This is a genomic window from Bacillus thuringiensis, from assembly GCF_022095615.2.
GTDB classification, from domain to species: Bacteria; Bacillota; Bacilli; order Bacillales; family Bacillaceae_G; genus Bacillus_A; species Bacillus_A cereus_AG.
The window spans coordinates 3,813,528-3,837,452 of sequence record NZ_CP155559.1; the positions used below are offsets into that span (position 1 = coordinate 3,813,528).

A 23,925-nucleotide genomic window follows, 5' to 3' on the forward strand; every position below is an offset into this window, starting at 1 on the left:
ACCACTTCTAAAAAACATTGTAAACTAGCGTTTCTCTTACTTTTCTTGTACAATGTGTTACAACAGCATTGTAAAGGAGGTTCCCATATTGAAAAAATGGATAATCCTATTCGTCGCATTCCTATTAGCCGGTTGTGCTGGAAATACAAATCATATAACTTATACGATTAACGATGAATATGAACTCATACGTACTTCTGGAAATGCATTTGAACTTTTCCCGTCGCAAGACGCTGTATACGCCACACAATACATTCCTGCAAAAATTACAGACATTGCTTGGGATGATAAATACATTATTGCAAAACAAATTGAGGAAAAGTCAGATCCGAATAACCCTGACGCAGCTATTGCAAATAAAAAAAGTGAGCATTATTGGATTATTGACGTAAAGCATAATAAACGTTTTGGTCCTTATAATGAAAAGCAATTTAATGAACAAAAAGATGCGTTTAAAATTAAGGTACCTTTTCAAAGTGTAGATTCATACATAAAAGAACAGAAAAAACAGTCAGCATAATAGTTTAAGCGCTGACTGTTTTTTCTTACATGTTTTTAAAACATCTTACTCAGAAAGTGAGATATTAAAAGTTTGTGCCTCTTTTACAACATCTTGCGTTTCTGTATCTGCTACGACTACATTATCTGTTGTAAACTTAATATCCTTTACCTTTTCTTTTCCATCATCAAGTATTAAGCCGATAATACCATCTCTTGTTTCACCAGGCTTATAGTCTTCCCTTGATACATTTTTTGTACCAACGAGCGTATCTTCATCATATAAAAAGTTTTGAGTTGCTACTTTAAAATGTTGCTTATCATTAATCGTAACATCATTCATAGAGAAAAATTGTATATTTTTATTCCCGCTATTTTCCACCTTATATGTAATTTCAGCGTAACGAATCGTATCACTAATCTCTGTACCACTTATCGATGCATATAACTCTGCATCTTCTTGACTTACTTTATCTCCTAATCTACGCTTTACTTCTTCCGGAGTTAATGCCGTATATACTTTTAATGTATTTTTTGCATCTTTACTCATCTGCGATAAAGAGATTACTTTCACATCTTGTATGTGAATTTTCATTGGTGCTACTTCAAATGTTTGATTCACAGATTGAATCTGTTCTAACTTAAAAGTACCCCACCCTGTTTCTTTCACTTTTTGTCCTACTTTTTTCAGCTCACGTCCACCATATTCTTTTGTTTCAGGAATAGATTCTTTCTTCTTCGGTTCAACTTTCTTTTCTTCTTGATGGAAGCAACCACTTAACATAAGAAGAAAACTACATAAAACAAAAATATTTTTCCATGCTTTCATCATATAATTTCTCCTAACACTATCATTCATTAATATTAATTAGTCCCTTGCTTTGTAAACTATAGAAACAATGAGAAGCCCACAAAATGAACTTGTCAGTCCAGATACTATTATACCTCCTATTTGGAAAATATGAAAATAGGGATTTACGAATGCGTGGACGATAAATATAATAGCTGCCACAATGATTGCCGAAACCCAATACTTCCTTTTTTCTGAAGCTATCATAATAGATTCCCCTGTTTCATCTTTATACTTCCATAGTACATGTACTAGTAATAATAAACCAACGCATGTACTCCCGTGCTGCATATATTTATACACTGGAATACTATATAATGCTCTTTGTAACGATGGTATTTGCACAACGAAGTAGCCTGTATGATGAGTAAACGCATCCCACACGACATGCGTGAGCATACCAAATAAAGCGGAATAGCAAAATACAAAGAAATCCTTCCATGTATGAAGCCCCCACCTCTCATCTACTGCATATGTATAATAGCCAGCAAATGGTTTAGGTAAATGTGTTATAAACGGCTTTTTTAAAATGTAATGATATATGTATGCTAACAGAAATACGAGCGGTAAATTTAAATATAAAAACCCAAGCCATGTATGGCCAATAACACCATACGGTCTAAAGTGTAAAAAATATTCAAAATCAGGCGCCATACTCCCTAATATAAGAGCCGTTACTGAAATATATTGAGAATGCTTTTTCGCAAAAGGAAGAATTGCTGCTGGATGTGCGAATGTAAACGGCATGCGTTGACTCCTTTTCATATTTTCAATAGAATACCATCTATCATAACGAGAGAATTGATCTTCATGCAATATTTATTTTCACATTGGAATATGATAGTTTACATGTTATAATCCACATGAAATATTCAGAAAATAAGGAGGAGTTCACGTGTCATTAACACTTGCCTTTTTTCTCATTCCGCTTATCTTCTTTGTATTTACATACATCGGCTTTTTTCTGTGGAAGCACTTAAAAATTATAAAATACCTTCCTGCTCTCGTTGGCTTTATGAGTGTTCTTTTCATATTTATATGGAAGAGAATGTCTTGGGGCTGGGAAGGTCTCGGTTTTGGCGCACTTCAATATACAATTTTATTCGCAAGTTGTCTTACCCTTGTATTTGCTTCTTTTTTAGAATCAAAATCTGTTATGAATTGAGGTTTATATATTGATTGACGTACCCTTTTTAAAAAATGTCACATTAAAAAAAGAACATATCCCTAGTTTTTCCGCATATCCTTACTGTTTATCCGCTATCCGAACTTTACAATCGCTAGCATTCCACCCAAATGTAACATTCATTATTGGAGAAAACGGAACGGGAAAATCAACATTACTCGAAGCAATTGCTATTGCTTTAGGATTTAATGCAGAAGGTGGAACGAAGAATTTCCGCTTTAGCACAAACGATTCACATTCATCTTTACATGAATACCTTCGAATTTCCAAAAGTTTCAATACACCAAATGACGGTTTCTTTCTTCGCGCTGAATCATTTTATAACGTTGCTTCTTATATTGATGAAATGGATGCTGATTTAGAAGCACGCGGAAATCCAATTATTGACTCATATGGTGGTACCTCACTCCACAAACAATCACATGGTGAATCATTTTTCTCATTATTTATGAATCGTTTTTCAGGACAAGGTTTATACATTTTAGATGAGCCTGAGGCCGCTCTATCACCAATGAGACAACTTTCCATGCTCATTCGAATGCATGAACTAGCGGAACAAGGTTCACAATTTGTTATCGCGACGCATTCTCCTATTTTAATGGCTTATCCTGAATCTACTATATACTCATTAACACAAGAAGGGATTCACGAATCCACATTAGAAGACACCGAGCATTACCAAACGACGAAACTTTTCTTTGAAAATCGTGACCGATTATTTCATCATTTATTTGATTCTTAAAAAAAAGAAGCAGCGATTGCTGCTTCTTTTTTATAGTGCTTCTATAAATAATGCTACCCCAATACCGCCACCGACGCATAGAGAGGCAATTCCTTTTTCTAGCCCGCGTCTTTTCAATTCATGAATTAAACTTACCGTAATACGAGCTCCTGTACAACCGATTGGATGTCCAAGTCCTACACCACTACCGTTTACATTCACCTTTTCACGATCTAAACCTAATTCTTTCTCTACAGCTAGGTATTGTGCAGCGAAAGCTTCATTAATTTCAAGTAAATCTGCATCTTCTAATGACCAATCTACTTTTTCTAATCCTTTACGAATTGCTGGTGCTGGTCCAATACCCATAATTTTCGGATCTACTCCAGCTACTGAATATCCAACAATTCTAGCTAACGGTTGTAAGCCTTTTTCTTTCGCTTTTTCTTCGCTCATTAATACTAGAACCGCACTTCCATCATTAAGGCCAGATGCATTCCCTGCCGTTACAGATCCATCTTTACGGAAAGCTGGTTTTAATCCTGCTAATTTTTCCGCTGTAATATCTGCACGTGGATGTTCATCCTTCGAAAATACTACTTCTTTTCTACGTTCTTTTATCGTAATAGGAACAATCTGCTCGTCAAAGTATCCAGACTCGATTGCTTGCAGTGCCAATGTATGACTACGAAGCGCAACTTCATCTTGTTCCTCTCTTGTAATTTCATATTGGTCAACTAAGTTTTCCGCAGTTTCCCCCATCATAATATGATGGATTGGATCTTCTAATACTTCCCACACCGTATCACGAATTTCTCCGTGCTGTAGACGTTGTCCCCAGCGGTGTTGTTTCAATGCATAAGGGCTTGAACTCATTGCTTCTACTCCACCTGCAATAACAACATCACTTACACCTAATTGAATTTGCATTGCAGCTGACATAATTGCTTGCATACCTGAAGAACATTGGCGTTGGATTGTATAACCCGTAACTGTGTCAGGAAATCCTGCCGCTAATGCAGCTGTTCTTGCAGTATTTGCTTCATCAGTTCTTTGAATACAATGACCTAAAATTACTTCATCAACTTCATGTGGTTCTACCCCGCCTCGTTTTACAGCTTCCTGAAGTACAGGAACCGCTAATTCTACTGGCGTTACATTTTTTAGCGCTCCTCCAAAAGTTCCAATTGGCGAACGAACTGCAGCTGTAATAACAACATTATGCATTTTGTACTTGCCCCTCTCTTATGTACCCTAGTCAGTTTTTAGGTGAAATTCCATAAGATGTATGTCTACATCTATCATACTATAAACATACTAAAAAATCAAAATATTTAATATAATAAAAATAGAAGGAATTAACCTTCTATTCTGTTAATGCGTATAGGAATTTTTGTAAAATCTTCTCAGTTGTTTTATTCAAATTCGGTAACTTATCTACCGGAAAATATTGAAGCTGTAATCCTTCATGGTCAAGCCTTAATTCTCCACTCACATGATGCCCCTGATACAGATGAATGACATTAAAAATTTCATCTCCATTTGGATATTGGAAGTACACTTCTTTTCCCGAAAGAACCCCGATAAATTGCATAATTTTCGCATTTAGTCCCGTCTCTTCAAATAGTTCTCTGCGAGCAGTTTCTTCTGTCGTTTCTCCTAGCTCCATCGCTCCGCCAGGTACACCCCAATCATATGTATCTGAACGATATTGAAGCAATACTTCTTGATTATCATTTAAGATAATAATTGCTGATCCTACTAGAATAAGCGGCCTTGTACCAACGACTTTGCGTAACTCTTCAATATACCCCAATATGTAAACTCTCCTTTCCTCACCCTTCCTTATCATAACAAAATTCTTCTCCTTTTGTTGATGTAATTTTAAAGAAAAAAAGGAAGCTTTCGCCTCCTTTTTTCACCTTTATTTCTTAAAACTTTCATATTTTACAGCTTCAAAAGCTTCTTCAATTTCATCATTACGATAATGGACATATGTAAAACGCCCTAATTCTACTAATCTTGCTATTTCTTGTAACGCTTTATGTTGCTCATATGTTTCCTCTAGCTTAATATGTACATAAAACTTCATTAATGGATGTTCATATAAAGGTTCTCCCACCTCTACATATACATCTTCCACCCCTTGCACAACTCTTATATAACTTGCAAATTGATAAAGAGCTTCTCTGTCTGAAACGATTTTTAAAGTATACATATATTCTCCCCCTTTCCTTTACTATATCAAAAAGACGATCACACTACGTTATAGAACTATGAAATTTTTTCGACTTGTAATAAACAAGGCGTTTATCCATACATAGGGTCTTTTCCCAACATATATTATAGAAAGAATTTTTTCAGTTGAGGTGTTCCTTATGGATCCATACGTCAATATATGTATTTGCATTACTCCAGGCGCCAATATTTCTGATGACCGTATCGCAAAAGATTTAGCAGTTGCAGAATCAATTTGGCACCCCATTACATTTCAAATTCAAGACGTAATTATTTTAAATGAACTTTTCCGTTTTTCTGACCGTGAAATTAGTTATAAAAATTCTATTCAAAGTCAGGAAAAATTAGCATCCTTTTTCCAAACCTGTGTAAATGAAGCTCCTGAATGCGACCTTTACATTTGTTATATTGGCAGTGATTATTTCAAAGAAACAGCCGTAATTGCCTGCGCTTACTCTTTAGCAAAACAACAGCAACTTACTGGTTATATCGTTTTAACAAATTCAGCTGCTCCCATGAAAAATATATATACGCTCGCTCACGAAGTCGGTCATATTTTATTTACAAGACGTATTCATGGGAAACTTACTCACGCAGATCCTCATTCCCCAACTGGCTCGGAGCACCATCCTTCTCCAACAAATCTTATGTACCCTATCGTACCTCGTCCTGAAAATGTCCATATTCATTCCTTATTAACAAACGAACAAAAAGAGCTCTCTTTACAAAGCTCTTTATTGCAAAGAAAAAAACAGTAACTGTCCTATTACTGTTTAAAACAATTTATTTAATCAACAAACCAATTCACGGCTGCAAAGGATACACTATACATCTAAGCGTAATCTCTCTTAAAATCAAAATATAGTATTTCTTTGGAAATAATTTTTTTCATGTCCAGAGCAGCCACTTTCCTATTAATTTTAAAAGATACCTTCAGGCTTATCACCTAATAAAATATTAAAATAATCCTCATGTATTTCTTTTGGTGAAAACAGTATAGTCAATCTTAGAAATCAATCCCTCATATTTATAAATAACTGTCCCTCTTGCTTATTCGTATACTTCTCTTTTTTCTAATTTGATATGAATTTTTAAAAGCATATAAATAACAATGAAAAGAATTATTTGTTGTACATACATTCCAATAACACTTGATACATCTATCATTCCAAATGCATATTCTAATACAATTGGAACTAGTAAATATGACAAAGTAAACCAACCGCCAAATTTAATATTTATTACAGTCGCTAAAAGAACTACTACACCAACAAGAGTGAAGCTTTCTATAACAGTAAATTTAATAAATGTAGTACCATAAAAATTATTTAACAATGCAATACTAAAAATTGATAGAAACCATATCGCACCTGATATATACATAATTAAAAATTCAGTTCGTTTACGCTTAAATGCTGCTGTTCTCATCCCCCATATTAATACAGTAATTCCTGCAGAAATCATAATCGGATATCCGATTAATTCAATTAAAGAATAAGACAAGCGATGGTCGGCTTCACTAAAGAATACACTCTTCATCATCGTGAAAGCCAATAAATTTATAATAAAGTAAAGCAATAACTTATAATTACCTTTTCTATCTATATCCATCTCTTCCGCAAGTTGATTAGCATATTCTTTTGGAGCATGACCGAATATATCACTTACCGTCTTTCCCTTCTTCTTACCTTCTATTAAATGTAATTCCGCATCTTCTATAAAGGAAATAATATCAGTTTCTCTAATGCCCTTGGTTCGTAAATACCCTTGGGTATCATCTAAAAATTTTTGTCCTTCATTCGATAACACTTTTATCCCTCCCTTATTTAACCGTTTCTCTTCTATTCGTCTTCATCATAATTTCAAGGAAAATTAAAATAAACAAACTTCCGTATAAACATATAATTTGAAATAACATTGGCACGAGGTCTTCCGATGTAAATGTTTGAAACACTAACATAATAGAAAGTGGAATAATTAAATATAAGTTTTTAAACCATCCATCAAAATATATATTTATCGCTACTGTGATGATAAATATACCTCCAGCTAATATATAGCTTTGCGTTTGAGTGAATATAAATATTTTTGTAGGATATATCACATCTAATATCGTTACAGCCCCTATTAGAAACATTGGTACAATCATGACTAAAGACCACATAGCAAACCATGTTTTTGTAAAACTTGTTACGAAGGTCATTTTACGAAGTAAAAAATTAGGACCCATAACAACTAAAATCAATGAAAAACTATACCCAACGCACTGAATAAGTGACATCTGTAATAATCCGTTATTCACTATTAGGATAGAAGCAATAATCCAAAACGAAACGATATTCATTACTGTAAAACCAATTTGCTTCCACGTTTCCTTCCTATCTCTTTCCATCACTTTTACAAGTTCATTTGCATATTCTTTCGGTGAGCTTCCGAAAATTTCTTCTACACTTTTCCCATCAGTCTCACCTTCTATTAAATGAAGTTCTGCGTCTTCGATAAAGCTTTCAATGTCGCTTTCTTTCACACTCTTTGCCGCTAAAAATAATCTCATATCTAATAAAAACTTTCGTGCTTCACTTGATAGCATTATTTTTTTCTCCCTTTCCCCTCAAGTAGACGCCCTACACTACTTTGCATCGCTTCCCAGCGATCCATAAACTCATTAAGTGCTTCCTCGCCTTTTTCTGTTAATGTATAATATTTTCGCTTTGGACCAGATGGAGATTCCTTCATTATACTCGTTATTAATCCTTCTTTTTGCATTCGTATTAATAACGGATAAATACTTCCCTCACTTGCCATTGTAAAACCATACTTCGCTAGCCTTTCACTCATTTCATAACCGTATATTTCACCTTCAGAAATAATAGCAAGTAAGCACCCTTCTAAAATCCCTTTCAGCATTTGACTTGTCGACATAACTCAAATCCTCCCACTATCTTGTTTTACAAGATAGATAAGCGTAAGTATCTTGCTTTACAAAATAGTATAGCAAAGACTATTTTGTAAAACAAGATAGCTAACAATATTTTTCCAAATCTTTGCAGGATTTTTATTATCCACTCTCTAAATAGAGCAATATGAGAACTTTATTACGAAGGGATGTTTTTCATCATGGTTACAAATCAAGTTGTCTTTTTAACAGGTGCTGCAAGTGGGATTGGTTATGAAATGGGAAACGCTTTTGCAAAAGAAGGTGCAAAAGTTGTCATTACCGATCGTCTTGAAGAGCGGGCGAAAGAAGCAGCTAAACAATTACAAAAAGAAGGCTATCAAGCTATCGGTTTAAAATGTGACGTTACATCCGAAGAAGAGATTGCAGCAGCAATTTCTCAAACAGTTACTCATTTCGGTTCATTACATATATTAATTAACAACGCAGGAATGCAACACGTTTCACCCATTGAAGATTTTCCAACCGAAAAGTTCGAACTGCTTATTAAAATTATGCAAATCGCTCCTTTTATCGCAATTAAGCATGCCTTCCCAATCATGAAAAAACAAAAGTATGGCCGAATTATTAATGTCGCTTCCATTAATGGTCTCGTTGGATTTGCAGGAAAATCCGCCTACAATAGCGCCAAACATGGTGTAATTGGATTAACAAAAGTGGCTGCTTTAGAAGGCGCTACTCACGGAATTACCATTAATGCGCTTTGTCCTGGTTATGTCGATACCCCTCTCGTACGTAATCAACTTCAAGATTTAGCTACTACACGAAATGTACCACTTGAAAATGTTTTAGAAGATGTTATTTATCCACTTGTACCACAAAAACGCTTATTACAAGTACAAGAAATTGCTGATTATGCTATGTTTTTAGCGAGTGAAAAAGCGAAAGGTATAACGGGTCAAGCTGTCGTTATCGATGGTGGTTATACCGCTCAATAAAGTGAAGGCTTTAACTACCTGTTAATGCGGGATAAAAAATAAAGTTTGCTCACGAAGAGCAAACTTTATTTTTTATCGCGAGGACCTTCCTACTTTAGTAATTGTTTAGGGAGTTTCTCAATTGCAACAATTACCCCATCTAATTTACTTTCAATACGATGGAGTAAATATAATGTTACAACAATTGGAAAGCCTACATTACCTACTATCCTGATCCACTCTTCCATCTTTCTCTCCTCCTTTCATTATATAAATAAGAGCAAAGAAGAGATTTAGGCATAAAAAAAAACAAACTATTATGTATTAGCTTGTTTTTTCAAATAATGATGCAATTTCCTGTTTATAATCTCCTCGTATAATACCTTTCTCGGTAATAATACCTGTAATTAATTCATTCGGTGTTACGTCAAATGCAGGATTATAAACATCAGTTCCAATTGGTGCCACTTGTTTTCCAAAAATTTTCGTAACTTCTGTTTCATCTCTTTCTTCAATAATAATTTCAGCACCTGTTTGTTTCGTAATATCAAATGTCGATAGAGGCGCTGCAACGTAGAACGGGATATCGAAATACTTTGCTAATATAGCTAAATTCATTGTTCCAATTTTATTTGCTGTATCTCCATTTGCTACAATTCGGTCCGCTCCTACTATAATCGCATTTATTTCTTTCTTTTGAATCGCATGCGCTGCCGTATTATCTGTAATAAGTGTTACATCAATATTTGCCTGTTTCAATTCCCAGGTTGTTAAACGCCCGCCTTGTAAAACCGGTCTCGTTTCACACGCATACGCATGTAAACGTACACCTTTTTCTTTCCCAATATAAAACGGTGCTAATGCAGTACCATATCTAGCAGTTGCAATACTTCCAGCGTTACAAATTGTTAAAATGTTATCACCGTCTTTAAAACATGTTAATGCATGTTCTCCAATACTCCGGCATACCGCTTCATCTTCTTGCTGAATGAGAAGCGCTTCTTCTTCTAATTTTTTTTGTGCTTCTTTTATTGTAATAGTTTCTCGAATCGATTCTCTCATACGATCGATTGCCCAAAATAAATTGACTGCTGTCGGGCGTGACGTACCTAAATAATTACAATCTCTATTAAACTTCTTTTGAAATTCTTCAATATGTACAGTGTTATATTTTTTGGATGTAAGCGCCAAACCAAATGCAGCTACAATTCCAATTGCAGGCGCTCCTCGTACTTCTAGCATGACAATACTTTTCCATACCTCTTCAATCGTCGTTAATGTTTTGTATTCTGTGCTATGCGGCAACTTTGTTTGATTTAATACTGCAATAGCATCCCCTTTCCAACTGACAGATCTCGGAATAGTAACAATTGTACTCATGCTTTTACCCCTCCAGAAACTGTCTGTTGGAATAGTTTTCGGAACAGTTGAATATCAGCGTTCTTGGATTCATATTTTATTAGTTCTTTACCTAAGGATAGCGCTTGTTTCTTAACTTGAATTCTCGTTTCTTTATTTTCTATTTCATCTAAATCTGCTACATGAGCTAAGCCAATTGTTCTACGGATAAGCTCACATCCAGCAAATCCAACGGCATCTTTAAAAATATTTTGCAAAATAATCGGCAACCATTGTTTCTCTTTCGTATATGCTTCTACACCTTCTCCAATCCATAACTTCGTAAAAGTTTCTACAAAATAACTCCACGTCTTCTCGATATGGAAAAATAGCAAACTTCTCTGTTCTTCTTCTCTGGATAGAGCATTTAATAATAGATTTGCAATAAATTGACCAAGGTCAAATCCAAATGGGCCATATGTTGCAAATTCCGGATCAATCACTTTCGTTTCAGAAGGTGATGAAAAAATACTACCAGTATGTAAATCACCGTGAATAAGTGCTTCTTTTCTCGTTAAAAATTTATATTTATATTGCGCGACTTTTAACTTTAAAGTTTTGTCACTCCACAATTCATCCACCGCTAGTTGTAACTCCGGCTCATAATCATTCGTATCATAATGACCGAACGGATCTGTAAAAACTAAATCTTCTGTAATCTTACAAAGGTCTGGGTTTACAAATATACCTTCTAGTACCCTTTTCTCTTCTGACTGCAAACCGAAATCTGAGGTGTGAAATAAAACGTGTGCTAGAAAACGACCGATATGCTGAGATAAAAGTGGGTACTCTTCTCCGTCTATCAATCCCCTTCTTGCAATTGTTAGCCTTGATAGATCTTCTATGACAGTTACTGCTAACTCTTCATCATGACTATACACTACCGGCGCATATTCCGGCACATACTTCGCAAAAATTTGTAATGCTTTACTTTCAATCGTCGCTCTTTTTATAGACAATGGCCAGCTCTCACCAACTACTTTCACATATGGAAGTGCTTGTTTTATTATAATAGACTTCTCTCCATCCTCTAATTTGAACACGTAATTTAAATTTCCATCTCCAATTTCATGACAAACTACATTTGCTTTCTTTTCAAAGTAACCGTGTTCTTTCGCATATTGTATAGCTGTCGTTTCAGTTAATGAATAATATCCCATCGTCTTCTCCCCCTTTTTATTCAGGGGTTTTTCTAAAATAGAAAAACCCCTTTCCACAAAGAAAGAGGTTTGAAGTTTATCTTCTCCCCTCTTATCTGCCAGAAAGTTTTACTTTCTGCTGGAATTAGCACCGTGCCTTTTGGCGTAAATAAACGCCCCATTTCACAATGGTATTACGGTCGGTTGCTGGGCTTCATCGGGCCAAATCCCTCCACCTGCTCTTGATAAGAGTTGTATAATTTTTTGAATTTTTAACTTTATGTTGAAGACTATACCAAGAATAAAAATCACTTGTCAACATTTTATTTGTATAATTCTGGACGACGATCTGCAAAAACTGGAATTCCTTTGCGTACTTCTTTAATTTTCTCAAAATGAAGCTCTCCAAATAAAATTGATTCTTCTTCATTCGCTTCTACAACAACTTCCCCCCAAGGATCGATAATTAAAGAATGACCCGCAAACTCATTATTCGGATCCTTTCCTGCCCTATTACATGCAACAACATAACATTGATTTTCAACTGCTCTTGCTTGCAATAGCAAACGCCAATGTGCTAAACGAACTAATGGCCATTCTGCTACAACAAATAAAACTTTTGCACCTTTAGCAGTATGAACACGCATCCACTCCGGAAAACGAATGTCATAACAAATTGTACCAGCGCACTCTATATCATCTAACTTAAATTCGCCTGTACTATTTCCAGCGATTAAATATTTATGTTCATCCATGAGCTGAAATAAATGCACTTTACTATATTCATTGACTAGCTGACCTTTATTAGTTACAACATACATTGTATTTGTAACACCTTGATCTGTTTGCTTCGCTATAGAACCACCGACAATATGTACACCATATTGTTTCGACCACTCTTTTAGCTTTTCTTTCGTTTCTAATCCATCCCTATCTGCAATTTCAGAAAACCTAGTTAAATCATATCCTGTTGTCCACAGTTCTGGTAAGACAATAACATCGGGTCTTTCTTTCATTGCTTCACTTATTTTATTTGTAGCATTCTCAATATTTTTTTCTACATCTCCAAAGACAATATCCATTTGAATACATGCGACTTTCATTTTGTCAGCCCCATTCTTAATTTTTTTCTTTACAAAATACTGGAAAGATTATATCATTTGTCACTAGAATTGTAACAACTTTCAAAAGAGGTGGAAAGTATGAAATTATTTCAACCTTCTGAGATAGTAACATCATTGCCAACACAATTTTTCGCTTCACTTGTTGCAAAAGTTAACAAAGTCGTTGCAGCAGGTCACGATGTTATTAATCTAGGACAAGGTAATCCAGATCAACCAACACCACAGCATATCGTAAAAGCTTTACAAGACGCTGCTGAAAAGGCCATTCATCATAAATACCCGCCATTTCGTGGACATGAAAGTTTAAAAGAAGCTGTGGCAACATTCTATAAACGTGAATACGGCGTAGAATTAAATCCAAAAACAGAAGTTGCTATTTTGTTTGGCGGAAAGGCTGGATTAGTAGAATTACCAATTTGTTTTACAAACCCTGGTGATACCATTCTCGTTCCAGATCCAGGATATCCAGATTATTTATCGGGAGTTGCTTTAGCAAAAGCACAATTTGAAACAATGCCGCTACTTGCAGAAAATAATTTTTTACCGGATTATACGAAAATTGATGACACTATCGCTGAGCGGGCAAAGTTAATGTTTTTAAATTACCCAAACAATCCTACTGGTGCTACTGCATCAAAAGATTTCTTTGATGAAACTATTCATTTTGCTAATGAACATAATATATTAGTCGTTCATGATTTCGCTTACGGTGCGATTGGATTCGATGGTCAAAAACCTGTTAGTTTCTTGCAAGCAGACGGCGCTAAAGATACAGGTATTGAAATTTACACTTTATCGAAAACTTTCAATATGGCTGGATGGCGTATTGCTTTTGCTGTGGGAAATGCAAGTATCATTGAAACAATTAACTTATTACAAGATCATATGTATGTTAGTATTTTTGGTGCAGTTCAAGATGCTGCCCGTGAAGCACTATTAAGTTCACAGTCTTGCGTCGTAGACCTTGTAAATAGTTACGAATCTCGCAGAAACGCTCTTATTTCAGCCTGTCACTCAATTGGTTGGGATGTAGATATTCCAACAGGATCATTCTTTGCATGGCTTCCTGTACCAGAAGGTTATACATCTGAGCAATTTTCTGATATTTTACTAGAAAAAGCACACGTTGCAGTTGCCCCTGGTGTTGGATTTGGTGAACATGGCGAAGGGTATGTCCGCGTTGGCCTCTTACATACAGAAGATAGATTGCAAGAAGCCATTAATCGAATTGATAAATTAAATTTTTTCAAAAAGTCATTGACAACATGAAAAATATCTGACAAAATTCAGTTATCTTAAAAATTTAAACATTTCTAAATACTTCTTATCAAGAGCAGGTGGAGGGACGAGCCCGACGAAACCCGGCAACCGATCTACAATTGTAGACACGGTGCTAATTCTCGCAGCATTATGCTGACAGATAAGGAGCTGGTTGTAAAAAAACCTCTCCTTAGCTGAGAGGTTTTTTTATTTAACTAGGAGGTTTTAACAATGAGCGGAATTATAGCAACATATTTAATCCATGATGATTCACATAACTTAGAAAAAAAAGCTGAGCAAATTGCACTCGGTTTAACAATTGGATCTTGGACTCATTTGCCACACTTATTGCAAGAACAATTAAAACAGCATAAAGGCAACGTCATTCATGTTGAGGAATTAGCTGAACAAGAACATACCAATTCGTATTTACGAAAAAAAGTAAAACGCGGGATTATTAAAATTGAATATCCGTTATTAAACTTCAGTCCAGACTTACCAGCAATTTTAACAACTACATTCGGAAAGCTATCTCTTGATGGCGAAGTGAAATTAATCGACTTAACTTTTTCAGACGAGCTAAAAAAGCATTTTCCTGGTCCAAAGTTCGGGATAGATGGTATCCGAAACCTACTACAAGTGCATGAGCGTCCTCTCTTAATGAGTATTTTTAAAGGAATGATTGGACGAAATATTGGGTATTTAAAAACGCAATTACGCGATCAAGCAATTGGTGGTGTAGATATAGTAAAAGATGATGAAATATTATTTGAGAATACATTAACACCACTTACGAAACGCATTGTATCTGGAAAAGAAGTTTTACAATCCGTATATGAAACATACGGACATAAAACGTTATATGCCGTAAATTTAACAGGTCGAACTTTCGATTTAAAAGAAAATGCGAAACGCGCAGTGCAAGCCGGGGCTGATATTCTATTATTTAACGTATTTGCTTACGGACTAGATGTACTACAATCACTGGCAGAAGATAATGAAATCACAGTTCCTATTATGGCACACCCTGCTGTAAGTGGTGCTTACTCAGCATCCAAGTTATATGGAGTTTCCTCTCCATTATTACTCGGAAAACTATTACGTTATGCTGGCGCTGACTTTTCATTATTCCCATCTCCATATGGAAGTGTTGCACTAGAAAAAGAGGACGCTCTTGCTATCTCGAAATATTTAACTCAAGACGATCCATTTTTCAAGAAGAGTTTTTCTGTTCCGTCTGCTGGTATTCACCCTGGTTTCGTTCCCTTTATTTTACGAGATTTCGGTAAAGAGGTTGTTATTAATGCTGGCGGCGGGATACATGGACATCCGAGCGGGGCGCAAGGCGGCGGTAAAGCTTTCCGTACTGCAATTGATGCTACTTTGCAAAATACACCACTCCATGAAGTAGATGACATAAATTTGCACAGTGCACTACAAATATGGGGAAATCCCTCTCATGGGGTGAAATTATGAGTATTCAAGTATTTTGTGATTTCGATGGCACGATTACAAATAATGATAACATTATGTCCATTATGGAAAAATTTGCACCACCAGAAGCCGAAGAAGTAAAGAACAGAATTTTATCACAAGAGCTGTCTATTCAAGAAGGTGTTTCTCAATTATTTCAATTAATACCTACTAGTCTACACGATGATATGATTCAATTTTTAATAAAAACTGCTGAAATACGTAATGGTTTTCATGAATTTATACAATTTGTAAATGAAAATAACATTTCTTTTTACGTTATATCAGGCGGAATGGATTTCTTCGTCTATCCACTCTTACAAGGAATCATTTCAAAAGAGCAAATTTACTGTAATGAAACAGACTTTTCAAGTGAATTCATTACCGTTAAGTGGCCTTATCCTTGTGATCATCATTGTCAAAATCATTGCGGATTATGCAAATCATCCTTAATCCGTAAATTAAGTGATACGAATGACTTCCATATTGTGATTGGAGATTCAATTACTGATTTACAAGCTGCGAAACAAGCAGATAAAGTATTTGCTCGTGACTTCCTTATTACAAAGTGTGAAGAGAATTATATTGCTTATACACCGTTTGAAACATTCCATGATGTTCAAACCGAATTAAAACATTTGTTGGAGGTGAAATCATGAAACAACTTTTTCGTCAATGGTATGACTTAAGCGAGGTAAAAAAAGAGTTAACAATACGAAATTGGTTTCCAGCAACGAGTGGTAATATTTCTATAAAGGTTAGTCATGAGCCACTTACTTTTCTTATTACAGCAAGTGGTAAAGATAAAACAAAAACGACTCCAGATGATTTTCTATTAGTAGATCATCTAGGGGTTCCCGTATTAGAGACTGAATTACGCCCTTCAGCAGAAACCATATTACATACACATATTTATAACAATACGAATGCCGGGTGCGTACTTCATGTTCATACAACTGATAATAATGTCATCACAAATTTATATAGTGATGCAGTCACCCTTCAAAATCAAGAAATTATTAAAGCTCTCGATATTTGGGAAGAAGGTGCAACAATTCACATTCCTATTATCGAAAACCATGCCCATATCCCAACGCTTGGAGAAAACTTCCGAAAGCATATACAAGGAGATTCGGGAGCAGTATTAATTCGTAACCACGGTATTACCGTATGGGGCCGAGATAGCTTTGATGCAAAGAAAAGATTAGAAGCTTATGAGTTTTTATTCCAATTCCATATAAAACTATTATCAATTCAAGGAGGCGTTTCTAATGGCGCAAATTCGTATTCATGAAGTAAATACTCGCATAGAAAATGAAGTAGAAGTATCTAAATTTCTACAAGAGGAAGGCGTTTTATATGAGAAATGGAACATCTCTAAACTTCCTACTTATTTAAATGAAAATTATTCGTTAACAGATGAAAACAAGGCTGAAATATTAGCTGTGTTTTCAAAAGAAATCGCTGATGTTTCAGCGCGCCGAGGTTATAAAGCACATGATGTAATTTCACTTTCAAATAGCATACCTAACCTTGACGAATTATTAATTAATTTCCAAAAAGAACACCATCATACTGATGATGAAGTTCGCTTTATTGTTAGTGGACATGGCATATTTGCCATTGAAGGAAAAGATGGAAAATTCTTTGACGTTGAACTTGAGCCAGGCGATCTCATATCTGTTCCAGAAAATGCAAGACATTATTTTACCTTACAAGATGATCGTCAAGTTGTCGCTATTCGTATTTTTGTTACAACTGAAGGCTGGGTTCCAATTTATTGAGGTAGTTAGTTGAATAAAAGGAATTGGATCCCCTTTTCCAACCTTTTATTCACTCTACATATATACATCCTCCTATGGAACAGGCTTATTTCAAAAAATGAAATAAGCCTGATTTTTTATTTTCTCAAACATATGAGTCCTTCTATTCCAAAACAATCTCCCCTTCTATTTTTCCAATGAATTTTTTAACACTTTTTGAACATTTATTGAACTTTTTTTGAATTTTTTCTGAAAATTCTGTTTTGTATATGATATACTACAATTAAATAAGAAGGAAAAGAATATCGCAAACAGAGGGGGATAATCATGAGTTTACTTATCGCACTTATACTAGGGGTTACGTGTGGAGCACTTCCTGTTATTCTAGGAGCTATTATGGAAGAGTTGGAAGTTGGTGTTTTAGGTTTTGTCGCATCTTGTGTAAGCGCTTTATTTTTCGGCTTATTCGGTGCTATTCCTGTTTCCATTCTGTGTGCATTTTATATAGTACGCCATGCTCGTGCAAAACAATTTGGTCCTAATCACATCGCGCAAGTTATTCCATTCCCAATCGAACGATGCCGCCGGGCTTCTAGCTTATAATTATAAAAATTTAATATACCTAAATAAATAAAAGTCCTCAAATGAGGACTTTTATTTATTTTCTTCTAGAAATTGAAACAATTCTTGTAAATGTAGGGCATCTTCACTATAGCTAACAGATACGTGACATATACCATCAATCTCTGCTTGCATATATAGATCAACTCCATCTCGATCATACTTCAATGCCAAATAAAACTCCATTTCTTCTAGCATTTTTTTTGAAGTTCGAATAATGTAATGCCCCTTTTCATCTCTTCCATATTCGAATTTCGGCTCAAAATCATATTTTTGTTTAAAAGCTTCTTTTTGTTTTTCATTAATTTGTATACAAGTTGCTCGTTGTACAGTATCAATCATCTCATCAAATTTTTGAAGCTCCATCTCATTTACCCCCTTATGTATTTTTTGTATAACACTTGTGTTCCGCTATTCTCTTCCCCATCTTTTATTAACTCTTCATACCATTCCTTCGCCAAACTTAAACCTGGTACTGGTAATTGCAATTTTTCAGCCTCATCTAAAGCAATCTTCATATCTTTCATAAAATGCTTTACATAAAACCCTGGTTCAAAATCTCCCTTTAACATTCGAGGAGCTAAATTACTCAATGACCAGCTACCTGCTGCTCCCGTTGAAATACTCTCTAATACTTTATCTGGATTCAGTCCAGCCTTTTTCGCGTAAGCAACAGCTTCACATACTCCAATCATGTTGGATGCAATTGCAATTTGATTGCACATTTTCGTATGCTGTCCACTCCCAGCTGGTCCTTGTAACTGAATATTTGTTCCTAGTTTTTCAAACAACGGTAAACATCTATCATATATGTCTTTCTCTCCACCGACCATAATTGCAAGTCTTGCTTCTTTCGCACCAACATCTCCTCCAGATACAGGGGCATCTAACGTAAATACATTCTTTCTTTTACCAACTTCATTTATACGTTTTGCCAATGTTGGTGTAGATGTCGTAAAATCAATGGCTATCGTGCCTTCATTTGCATTCTCTATAATGCCTTCACTTCCAAAGTACACTTCTTCAACATCATGTGGATATCCAACCATAGTCATTACAACATCTACTTGCTTTACTAACTCTTTCGGTGTATCACACCAATTTGCACCATCTTGCACTAAAGAGTCTGTCTTCGCTTTTGTTCTATTATATACATATACTTTATAGCCGTCTTGCATTAAATGACGCACCATACTTTTTCCCATTACACCAATACCGATGAAACCTATTGATACATTTTTACGTTCCATTTTCTCATCCCCTTTGTTCTAATAAATCACTTACCATCTTTCGAAACTCATTATTAAAATCATCATCTATACTATTTTTCACATTTGAAAATAAAATAACAAAAGTGCCTTTTTCTTTATTAAAATTATTGAATGTGTTCCAACCAGATAGTACACCATGATTATGAAAATAATCCGGATATATATAAAAACTAAATGCATATTTTCGTTCTGTTGAAGGTGAAAACATCGCTTGTATACTTTGTTCAGAAAGAAGTTTCCCATTTATAATCGCTTCGTCTAATTTCTTCATATCGCCAACTGTCGTATACATCTCACCGCATCCGTATAACCACTCCATTAACAATTTTTGTGCAGGTTCAAGTACATTCTCTTTCTTTACATATCCTTTAGTAAAATGCTGATCTCCCTGAGCCATATTTCCCATACCAGATTCATGCATTTCTGCTTTAGTAAATATATTTTCTTTTATGTAATCTCCTAAAGTTTTTTTTGATATGCTTTCTATAATATAGGCAAGCACCATATAATTATAATCTGTATATCTCCAACCTGCTCCTGGTGGAAATTCTAATTTTTGACTTCCAATCCAATTTACTAAATTTATACGAGAAGCAGCATTCACTTTCCCTTTTCCGCTTTCTGGTAAACCTGATGTATGTGTTAACAAATGATATAAGGTGATATTTTTATCTACCGGAAAAGAGGGAATATATTTATTTACATTGTCTTGAATATTTAGCTTCCCTTGTTCCTGTAGCTGTAAAATAGATGTGGCCACGACTGTTTTCGTAATAGAACCGATACGATATTTTGTTTGAGGCGTATTTTCTATCTTATATTGAACATCAGCATATCCATATCCTTTATTCAATATAACATGCTCTTTATCTGTTACTAAAACTGTTCCATTAAATTGCTTTCCTATTAAATATTGATCTAACTTTTGAGATATACTAGCATAATCAATTTGTTGTTCTTCTTTTTCTTCTATATTCTCTTGTACTTCTGATTCAATAGTAGGATTCACCTTAGTTGTTAATACAGTGCTTTCCTTTATATTGGGATTATAGAGAAAATAGTATACTCCACCACAAACTACAGCAGACAGCGAAGCCATCATCATTATTTTTTTTATCATGTTGCTCCTCCATAATTCCTTCGTTCAAAATCCCCCTCATATTCTATTATCAAACAATAAAAAAAAATCGCAACAATTTGTTGCGAAAAATCACTTTTTTTCTTTTCTATATACACACACTTGATTTTTCCCATTTTTTTTCGCTTCATATAATGCAATATCCGCTCGTTGCATTAATTCTTCTCTTGTAATACCTTGTTCATATAACGCAACTCCAAAACTCGCTGTTAATTTCGAAATTCCTGAAAATTGCTTTGTCTCAATGAAAAACCGTAATGATTCTGCAACTTGAAATGCTTCTTTTTCTACTGTATTCGTTACTAATATAATAAATTCTTCTCCTCCCCACCTTGCAAATACATGTTGCTGCTCCACTTTAGATTTCATAAGCTCTGCAAGCTGAATTAATGCTAAGTCACCAAAATCGTGGCCATACGTGTCATTTACTGTTTTAAAATTATCTATATCAAATAAAATAAGCGCTATTTTTTCATCGTTACGCATTGCATTATCCCATTCAGCCTCTAGTATTTGTTGGAACTTCAAACGATTATAAATCTCTGTTAACGAATCTATCATAGCAAGCCTTTCTTGTTCTTGATAGATTTCATCTAATTCTGTAATCTCTGTACACTTCACAATAAATCTTGATAAATCTTCTGGCAATGGTGTCGCACGCAATAAAAAAGTTGACACTTCCCCTTCATAATTAGACATCTTAATTCTTCTATCATATGATAATGTATCATCTAGCCATGTTATATCATGAGTTGTTGAGTAGTATCCATTTACTCTAATAAAATGTTCAGCAAATACTAAATGTTGCTCACGATAGGCAAACAAATTTTCATATCCGAAAAACTCTAAAAAATTTGTATTACAATCAACAATCTCATCGTCTTCTACTATAAATAATAAGTCATTTTGAAAATCAAACATCGTTTGAAGTAGTTCTTGTTGCAAACTTACTTGCCGCACTAAAGAAAGTTGATACAAACTTTTATTCACTTCCTCTAACACCATTTGTGGAGTCACAGGGGCTATCACAATATTACGTATCCCTAACGTAAGCACCTCTGTAAACTCGCTTGTTATCTGTTGATCCCAAATGACAATAAAAGTACTCTGTGGATTATACATATTCTTTATATATTTTATTTGAGAAAAATCTGTTACATACATAATTACAATATGTGGTTTAGTCCTCTGATACAATACTTCTCCTTCTTCAAAACTATTTGCTATAAACATACATTTTGGATGAATACTTTCTATCGTTTGTTGATGTGTGCACCCATTTTCTATATAAAGGACATTTAACTGAAGATCTTGTAATACATTTTGGAAAACCGTATTCTCTAATAAAAAATGTAGTATGTTCATCACTAGTCTTCACTCACTTCATATATCTTGTTCTACTGAATCCCTCACAAACATTTTATAAAAGACTGTGCTCTAAAAACTTGAATGCGTGAGAAATTCATGTTAACAAGCTAATTGAGAATGTTATCTTCGCTGTTTCACTCTATAAATTCCTTTTTTAGTGTATGATTATCGGAATTGTATCGTTTGTATGAATGCCCTAGCTTCCTCTTTAAAACTTGACAATTAAAATAAAGATATTATATTCTTAAATTCGATAACTTACAAAATGTAAGTAGAATATATTACATGTGTTTTTTCATAATTTGATATGTAACTTGGAGGATATATAATGACAAACGACAACTTTTTTAATGTTCTATACGAACGCACATCTACACGTGCATTCAATCCAGAGAAAGAAATTTCATCTTCAGAGTTACACGAGATTTTAAAGGGAGCTGCTCAAGCACCTTCTGCTTGGAACTTGCAGCATTGGAAATTCCTTGTATTCCAAGGTGAAGATGTACAGAAACGATTACATCCAATTGCTTATAACCAACAACAAATTCTTGATGCATCTGCTGTAGTCGCTATTTTAGGTGATTTAGAAGCTTATAAAAACGTTGAACCAGTTTATGGTCCAATTGTAGAACAAGGATTTATGAAAGAAGAAGCAAAAGAGCGCTTAGCTAAAAATATTGAGTCTGCATATGCTCGTGAGCAATTCCCAAGAGATGCAGCCTTTTCAAATGCATCTTTAGCAGCAATGCAACTTATGCTTGCAGCTAAAGCAACTGGCTGGGATACTTGTGCTATTGGTGGTTTCAACCCACAAGCACTTACAGAAGAATTCAATGTTTCATCTCGCTACGTACCAATTATGCTTATTACAATTGGTGAATCAACTTTAAAAGGCCACCCTGCACCACGAATGAGCGTAGAGCAAGTAAGTGAATGGGCAAAATAAGAAAGTGAACCTTTAATCAATATTAGGGGCTTACTGCGTTAATACGGGACAAAAAAGAAACGAAGGCAATTTCATTGCCTTCGTTTCTTTTTTATCCTGTCACACATCCGTAATATTACAACGTATTATTCGACATCTATACATAAAAAAATAGTAAATTTTATGCTATTTCCATAAACACAAATGGCGTTTCATGTCGAAATTTGTTAAAACACCGAAATATAACCGTGTATTTTTGTTACAATTATGATACAATGATAACAAATAGATAACAAGAGAGGGATTTTCATTGAGTTCATACGGAAGCTTTATCGCACTTTTAAGTTACATAGTAACTGTACTGCTGTTATATTTTATTGGCGATGCTACAAACATATCAGTGTTACAATTCCCAAAAGAAGAAACGTTCCAATTAGAATCAGAAAAACATACTGCACGATCCATTGCACCACTGCTCTTAGCTCTCCCTGTATATATCATCGTTTTATATAAAAGTAAAAAAGTGTAAAGCCTACCTATTTCATTCATTTCGGTGGTCTTTACACTTTTTTGTGATATTTCCCCTATTTTAAACATCATTCCGTACTAAACACCCAGCTAGTCTTTTAAAATGAGAAAATCCCCCAGAAAAAATTCCACTCTCTGTCCAGTCACTCACTACCGAACTTACATAGATTATAAGTGTGAAGGGGGTGATGAGGATTATGTTTGGATCATTTGGATGCTGTGATAACTTTAGAGACTGTCATCATCGTGAAAGAGAGTGTGACCATCGCGAGAAAGAGAGAGAAGTAAGACCACAACAACCAGCTGTATGTAACGTACTTGCTAGCATTTCAGTTGGAACAGAGCTTTCTCTTTTAAGCATTAGAGGTAACGGCACATTCAACAATGTAATTTTTGAAGGTTTCGCTAACGGTGTTGCTCTTTTCTCTGCTTTAGCTCGTAATAACGATAACAAAGATAACAATAAAGACGATAAGAACAATCAAAACCGAAATACTTTTACTGGTATTTTACGTGTATGCCCAACTGATATCGTTGCAATCGCTATCTAA

The 23,925-nt window shown here is 34.8% G+C and carries 30 protein-coding genes and 2 riboswitches; of the genes, 14 read left to right on the top strand and 16 right to left on the bottom strand.

Going from position 1 to position 23,925, the window contains the following annotated elements; all coding sequences use genetic code 11:
* The first annotated feature begins 88 nt into the window (after positions 1–88).
* Positions 89–520 (top strand): DUF3997 domain-containing protein, encoded by a 432-nt coding sequence (locus tag KZZ19_RS19595; protein ID WP_088097596.1) that lies wholly within the window; start codon positions 89–91, stop codon positions 518–520.
* Positions 521–565: 45 nt separating this feature from the next.
* Here KZZ19_RS19595 and KZZ19_RS19600 read toward each other — a convergent pair whose 3' ends face one another.
* On the bottom strand, positions 566–1,330 hold the full coding sequence (locus tag KZZ19_RS19600; protein WP_237979409.1) for a hypothetical protein: 765 nt from the start codon (positions 1,328–1,330) through the stop codon (positions 566–568).
* A 36-nt stretch (positions 1,331–1,366) separates the two neighbouring features.
* Positions 1,367–2,095, bottom strand: a complete 729-nt coding sequence (locus KZZ19_RS19605) for a DUF4184 family protein (RefSeq protein WP_237979410.1) — start codon at positions 2,093–2,095, stop codon at positions 1,367–1,369.
* 148 nt (positions 2,096–2,243) lie between these two features.
* Here KZZ19_RS19605 and KZZ19_RS19610 point away from each other — a divergent pair, with 148 nt between their 5' ends.
* Together KZZ19_RS19610 and KZZ19_RS19615 are read left to right on the top strand one after the other, a co-directional pair.
* Positions 2,244–2,513: a hypothetical protein gene (locus KZZ19_RS19610; RefSeq protein ID WP_237979411.1), complete on the top strand. Its 270-nt coding sequence runs from the start codon at positions 2,244–2,246 to the stop codon at positions 2,511–2,513.
* A 10-nt stretch (positions 2,514–2,523) separates the two neighbouring features.
* The gene (locus KZZ19_RS19615) at positions 2,524–3,276 is read left to right on the top strand and encodes an AAA family ATPase (RefSeq protein ID WP_237979412.1); all 753 of its coding nucleotides are present in this window, start codon (positions 2,524–2,526) and stop codon (positions 3,274–3,276) included.
* A 30-nt stretch (positions 3,277–3,306) separates the two neighbouring features.
* On the opposite strand, the gene KZZ19_RS19620 is transcribed toward KZZ19_RS19615, so the two are convergent.
* From KZZ19_RS19620 to KZZ19_RS19630, 3 genes are all read right to left on the bottom strand, one after another.
* The gene (locus tag KZZ19_RS19620; protein WP_088097600.1) at positions 3,307–4,482 is read right to left on the bottom strand and encodes an acetyl-CoA C-acetyltransferase; all 1,176 of its coding nucleotides are present in this window, start codon (positions 4,480–4,482) and stop codon (positions 3,307–3,309) included.
* A 139-nt stretch (positions 4,483–4,621) separates the two neighbouring features.
* Positions 4,622–5,071: an NUDIX hydrolase gene (locus tag KZZ19_RS19625; protein ID WP_000540524.1), complete on the bottom strand. Its 450-nt coding sequence runs from the start codon at positions 5,069–5,071 to the stop codon at positions 4,622–4,624.
* 108 nt (positions 5,072–5,179) lie between these two features.
* On the bottom strand, positions 5,180–5,473 hold the full coding sequence (locus KZZ19_RS19630) for a DUF3928 family protein (RefSeq protein ID WP_237979413.1): 294 nt from the start codon (positions 5,471–5,473) through the stop codon (positions 5,180–5,182).
* Between the two features lie 160 nt (positions 5,474–5,633).
* Between KZZ19_RS19630 and KZZ19_RS19635 the strand changes: the two genes are divergently transcribed.
* Positions 5,634–6,251, top strand: a complete 618-nt coding sequence (locus tag KZZ19_RS19635) for a DUF955 domain-containing protein (protein WP_088097601.1) — start codon at positions 5,634–5,636, stop codon at positions 6,249–6,251.
* Positions 6,252–6,543: 292 nt separating this feature from the next.
* Here KZZ19_RS19635 and KZZ19_RS19640 read toward each other — a convergent pair whose 3' ends face one another.
* From KZZ19_RS19640 to KZZ19_RS19650, 3 genes are read right to left on the bottom strand one after another with little or no spacing between them, the layout of a single operon-like run.
* On the bottom strand, positions 6,544–7,302 hold the full coding sequence (locus KZZ19_RS19640; protein WP_237979414.1) for a DUF1129 domain-containing protein: 759 nt from the start codon (positions 7,300–7,302) through the stop codon (positions 6,544–6,546).
* Positions 7,303–7,315: 13 nt separating this feature from the next.
* Positions 7,316–8,083: a DUF1129 domain-containing protein gene (locus tag KZZ19_RS19645; RefSeq protein ID WP_237979415.1), complete on the bottom strand. Its 768-nt coding sequence runs from the start codon at positions 8,081–8,083 to the stop codon at positions 7,316–7,318.
* Complete coding sequence (locus KZZ19_RS19650) at positions 8,083–8,415, bottom strand: PadR family transcriptional regulator (protein WP_237979416.1); 333 nt, start codon at positions 8,413–8,415, stop codon at positions 8,083–8,085. Before KZZ19_RS19650 ends, KZZ19_RS19645 begins: the two co-directional genes overlap by 1 nt.
* A 195-nt stretch (positions 8,416–8,610) precedes the next feature.
* Between KZZ19_RS19650 and KZZ19_RS19655 the strand changes: the two genes are divergently transcribed.
* A complete protein-coding gene (locus KZZ19_RS19655) occupies positions 8,611–9,387 on the top strand; it encodes a 3-hydroxybutyrate dehydrogenase (RefSeq protein ID WP_237979417.1) in 777 nt (258 codons plus the stop codon).
* Between the two features lie 89 nt (positions 9,388–9,476).
* Here KZZ19_RS19655 and KZZ19_RS19660 read toward each other — a convergent pair whose 3' ends face one another.
* The 4 genes from KZZ19_RS19660 to KZZ19_RS19675 form a co-directional block, all read right to left on the bottom strand.
* Complete coding sequence (locus tag KZZ19_RS19660) at positions 9,477–9,614, bottom strand: YvrJ family protein (protein ID WP_088110387.1); 138 nt, start codon at positions 9,612–9,614, stop codon at positions 9,477–9,479.
* 76 nt (positions 9,615–9,690) lie between these two features.
* Entirely contained in the window at positions 9,691–10,746 is a 1,056-nt protein-coding gene (gene mtnA, locus KZZ19_RS19665; RefSeq protein ID WP_237979419.1) for an S-methyl-5-thioribose-1-phosphate isomerase, read from the bottom strand.
* A complete protein-coding gene (gene mtnK / locus KZZ19_RS19670; protein WP_237979421.1) occupies positions 10,743–11,924 on the bottom strand; it encodes an S-methyl-5-thioribose kinase in 1,182 nt (393 codons plus the stop codon). The genes mtnA and mtnK overlap by 4 nt, the downstream gene beginning before the upstream one ends.
* An 88-nt stretch (positions 11,925–12,012) precedes the next feature.
* Positions 12,013–12,155, bottom strand: a riboswitch (SAM riboswitch).
* Between the two features lie 71 nt (positions 12,156–12,226).
* Positions 12,227–13,006 carry a carbon-nitrogen family hydrolase gene (locus tag KZZ19_RS19675; protein WP_237979422.1) on the bottom strand — a complete coding sequence of 260 codons (780 nt, stop codon included), beginning with the start codon at positions 13,004–13,006 and terminating at the stop codon, positions 12,227–12,229.
* Positions 13,007–13,105: 99 nt separating this feature from the next.
* On the opposite strand from KZZ19_RS19675, the gene KZZ19_RS19680 reads away from it, so the two are divergent.
* The 6 genes from KZZ19_RS19680 (at position 13,106) to KZZ19_RS19705 (ending at position 18,126) form a co-directional block, all read left to right on the top strand.
* Positions 13,106–14,296 (top strand): pyridoxal phosphate-dependent aminotransferase, encoded by a 1,191-nt coding sequence (locus KZZ19_RS19680; protein WP_237979424.1) that lies wholly within the window; start codon positions 13,106–13,108, stop codon positions 14,294–14,296.
* Positions 14,297–14,348: 52 nt separating this feature from the next.
* A riboswitch (SAM riboswitch) is annotated at positions 14,349–14,454 on the top strand.
* Positions 14,455–14,518: 64 nt separating this feature from the next.
* The gene (gene mtnW, locus KZZ19_RS19685) at positions 14,519–15,763 is read left to right on the top strand and encodes a 2,3-diketo-5-methylthiopentyl-1-phosphate enolase (protein ID WP_237979425.1); all 1,245 of its coding nucleotides are present in this window, start codon (positions 14,519–14,521) and stop codon (positions 15,761–15,763) included.
* Positions 15,760–16,419 carry a 2-hydroxy-3-keto-5-methylthiopentenyl-1-phosphate phosphatase gene (locus tag KZZ19_RS19690; RefSeq protein ID WP_237979426.1) on the top strand — a complete coding sequence of 220 codons (660 nt, stop codon included), beginning with the start codon at positions 15,760–15,762 and terminating at the stop codon, positions 16,417–16,419. The genes mtnW and KZZ19_RS19690 overlap by 4 nt, the downstream gene beginning before the upstream one ends.
* The gene (locus KZZ19_RS19695) at positions 16,416–17,054 is read left to right on the top strand and encodes a methylthioribulose 1-phosphate dehydratase (RefSeq protein ID WP_237979427.1); all 639 of its coding nucleotides are present in this window, start codon (positions 16,416–16,418) and stop codon (positions 17,052–17,054) included. The genes KZZ19_RS19690 and KZZ19_RS19695 overlap by 4 nt, the downstream gene beginning before the upstream one ends.
* Positions 17,032–17,544, top strand: a complete 513-nt coding sequence (locus tag KZZ19_RS19700; RefSeq protein ID WP_237979428.1) for a 1,2-dihydroxy-3-keto-5-methylthiopentene dioxygenase — start codon at positions 17,032–17,034, stop codon at positions 17,542–17,544. The genes KZZ19_RS19695 and KZZ19_RS19700 overlap by 23 nt, the downstream gene beginning before the upstream one ends.
* Before the next feature lie 306 nt (positions 17,545–17,850).
* Positions 17,851–18,126 (top strand): hypothetical protein, encoded by a 276-nt coding sequence (locus KZZ19_RS19705; protein WP_000054671.1) that lies wholly within the window; start codon positions 17,851–17,853, stop codon positions 18,124–18,126.
* Positions 18,127–18,177: 51 nt separating this feature from the next.
* Here KZZ19_RS19705 and KZZ19_RS19710 read toward each other — a convergent pair whose 3' ends face one another.
* The 4 genes from KZZ19_RS19710 to KZZ19_RS19725 form a co-directional block, all read right to left on the bottom strand.
* Positions 18,178–18,510 (bottom strand): DUF3909 family protein, encoded by a 333-nt coding sequence (locus KZZ19_RS19710; protein ID WP_237979429.1) that lies wholly within the window; start codon positions 18,508–18,510, stop codon positions 18,178–18,180.
* Between the two features lie 5 nt (positions 18,511–18,515).
* On the bottom strand, positions 18,516–19,394 hold the full coding sequence (locus KZZ19_RS19715; RefSeq protein WP_237979430.1) for an NAD(P)-dependent oxidoreductase: 879 nt from the start codon (positions 19,392–19,394) through the stop codon (positions 18,516–18,518).
* 4 nt (positions 19,395–19,398) lie between these two features.
* Complete coding sequence (locus KZZ19_RS19720; protein WP_140392536.1) at positions 19,399–20,535, bottom strand: serine hydrolase domain-containing protein; 1,137 nt, start codon at positions 20,533–20,535, stop codon at positions 19,399–19,401.
* A gap of 90 nt (positions 20,536–20,625) precedes the next feature.
* Entirely contained in the window at positions 20,626–21,918 is a 1,293-nt protein-coding gene (locus tag KZZ19_RS19725; RefSeq protein ID WP_140392537.1) for a GGDEF domain-containing protein, read from the bottom strand.
* A 331-nt stretch (positions 21,919–22,249) separates the two neighbouring features.
* On the opposite strand from KZZ19_RS19725, the gene KZZ19_RS19730 reads away from it, so the two are divergent.
* From KZZ19_RS19730 to KZZ19_RS19740, 3 genes are all read left to right on the top strand, one after another.
* Complete coding sequence (locus KZZ19_RS19730; RefSeq protein ID WP_088097617.1) at positions 22,250–22,867, top strand: nitroreductase family protein; 618 nt, start codon at positions 22,250–22,252, stop codon at positions 22,865–22,867.
* Between the two features lie 289 nt (positions 22,868–23,156).
* A complete protein-coding gene (locus tag KZZ19_RS19735) occupies positions 23,157–23,375 on the top strand; it encodes a hypothetical protein (protein ID WP_088097618.1) in 219 nt (72 codons plus the stop codon).
* 196 nt (positions 23,376–23,571) lie between these two features.
* The gene (locus tag KZZ19_RS19740) at positions 23,572–23,925 is read left to right on the top strand and encodes a DUF3915 domain-containing protein (protein WP_088097619.1); all 354 of its coding nucleotides are present in this window, start codon (positions 23,572–23,574) and stop codon (positions 23,923–23,925) included.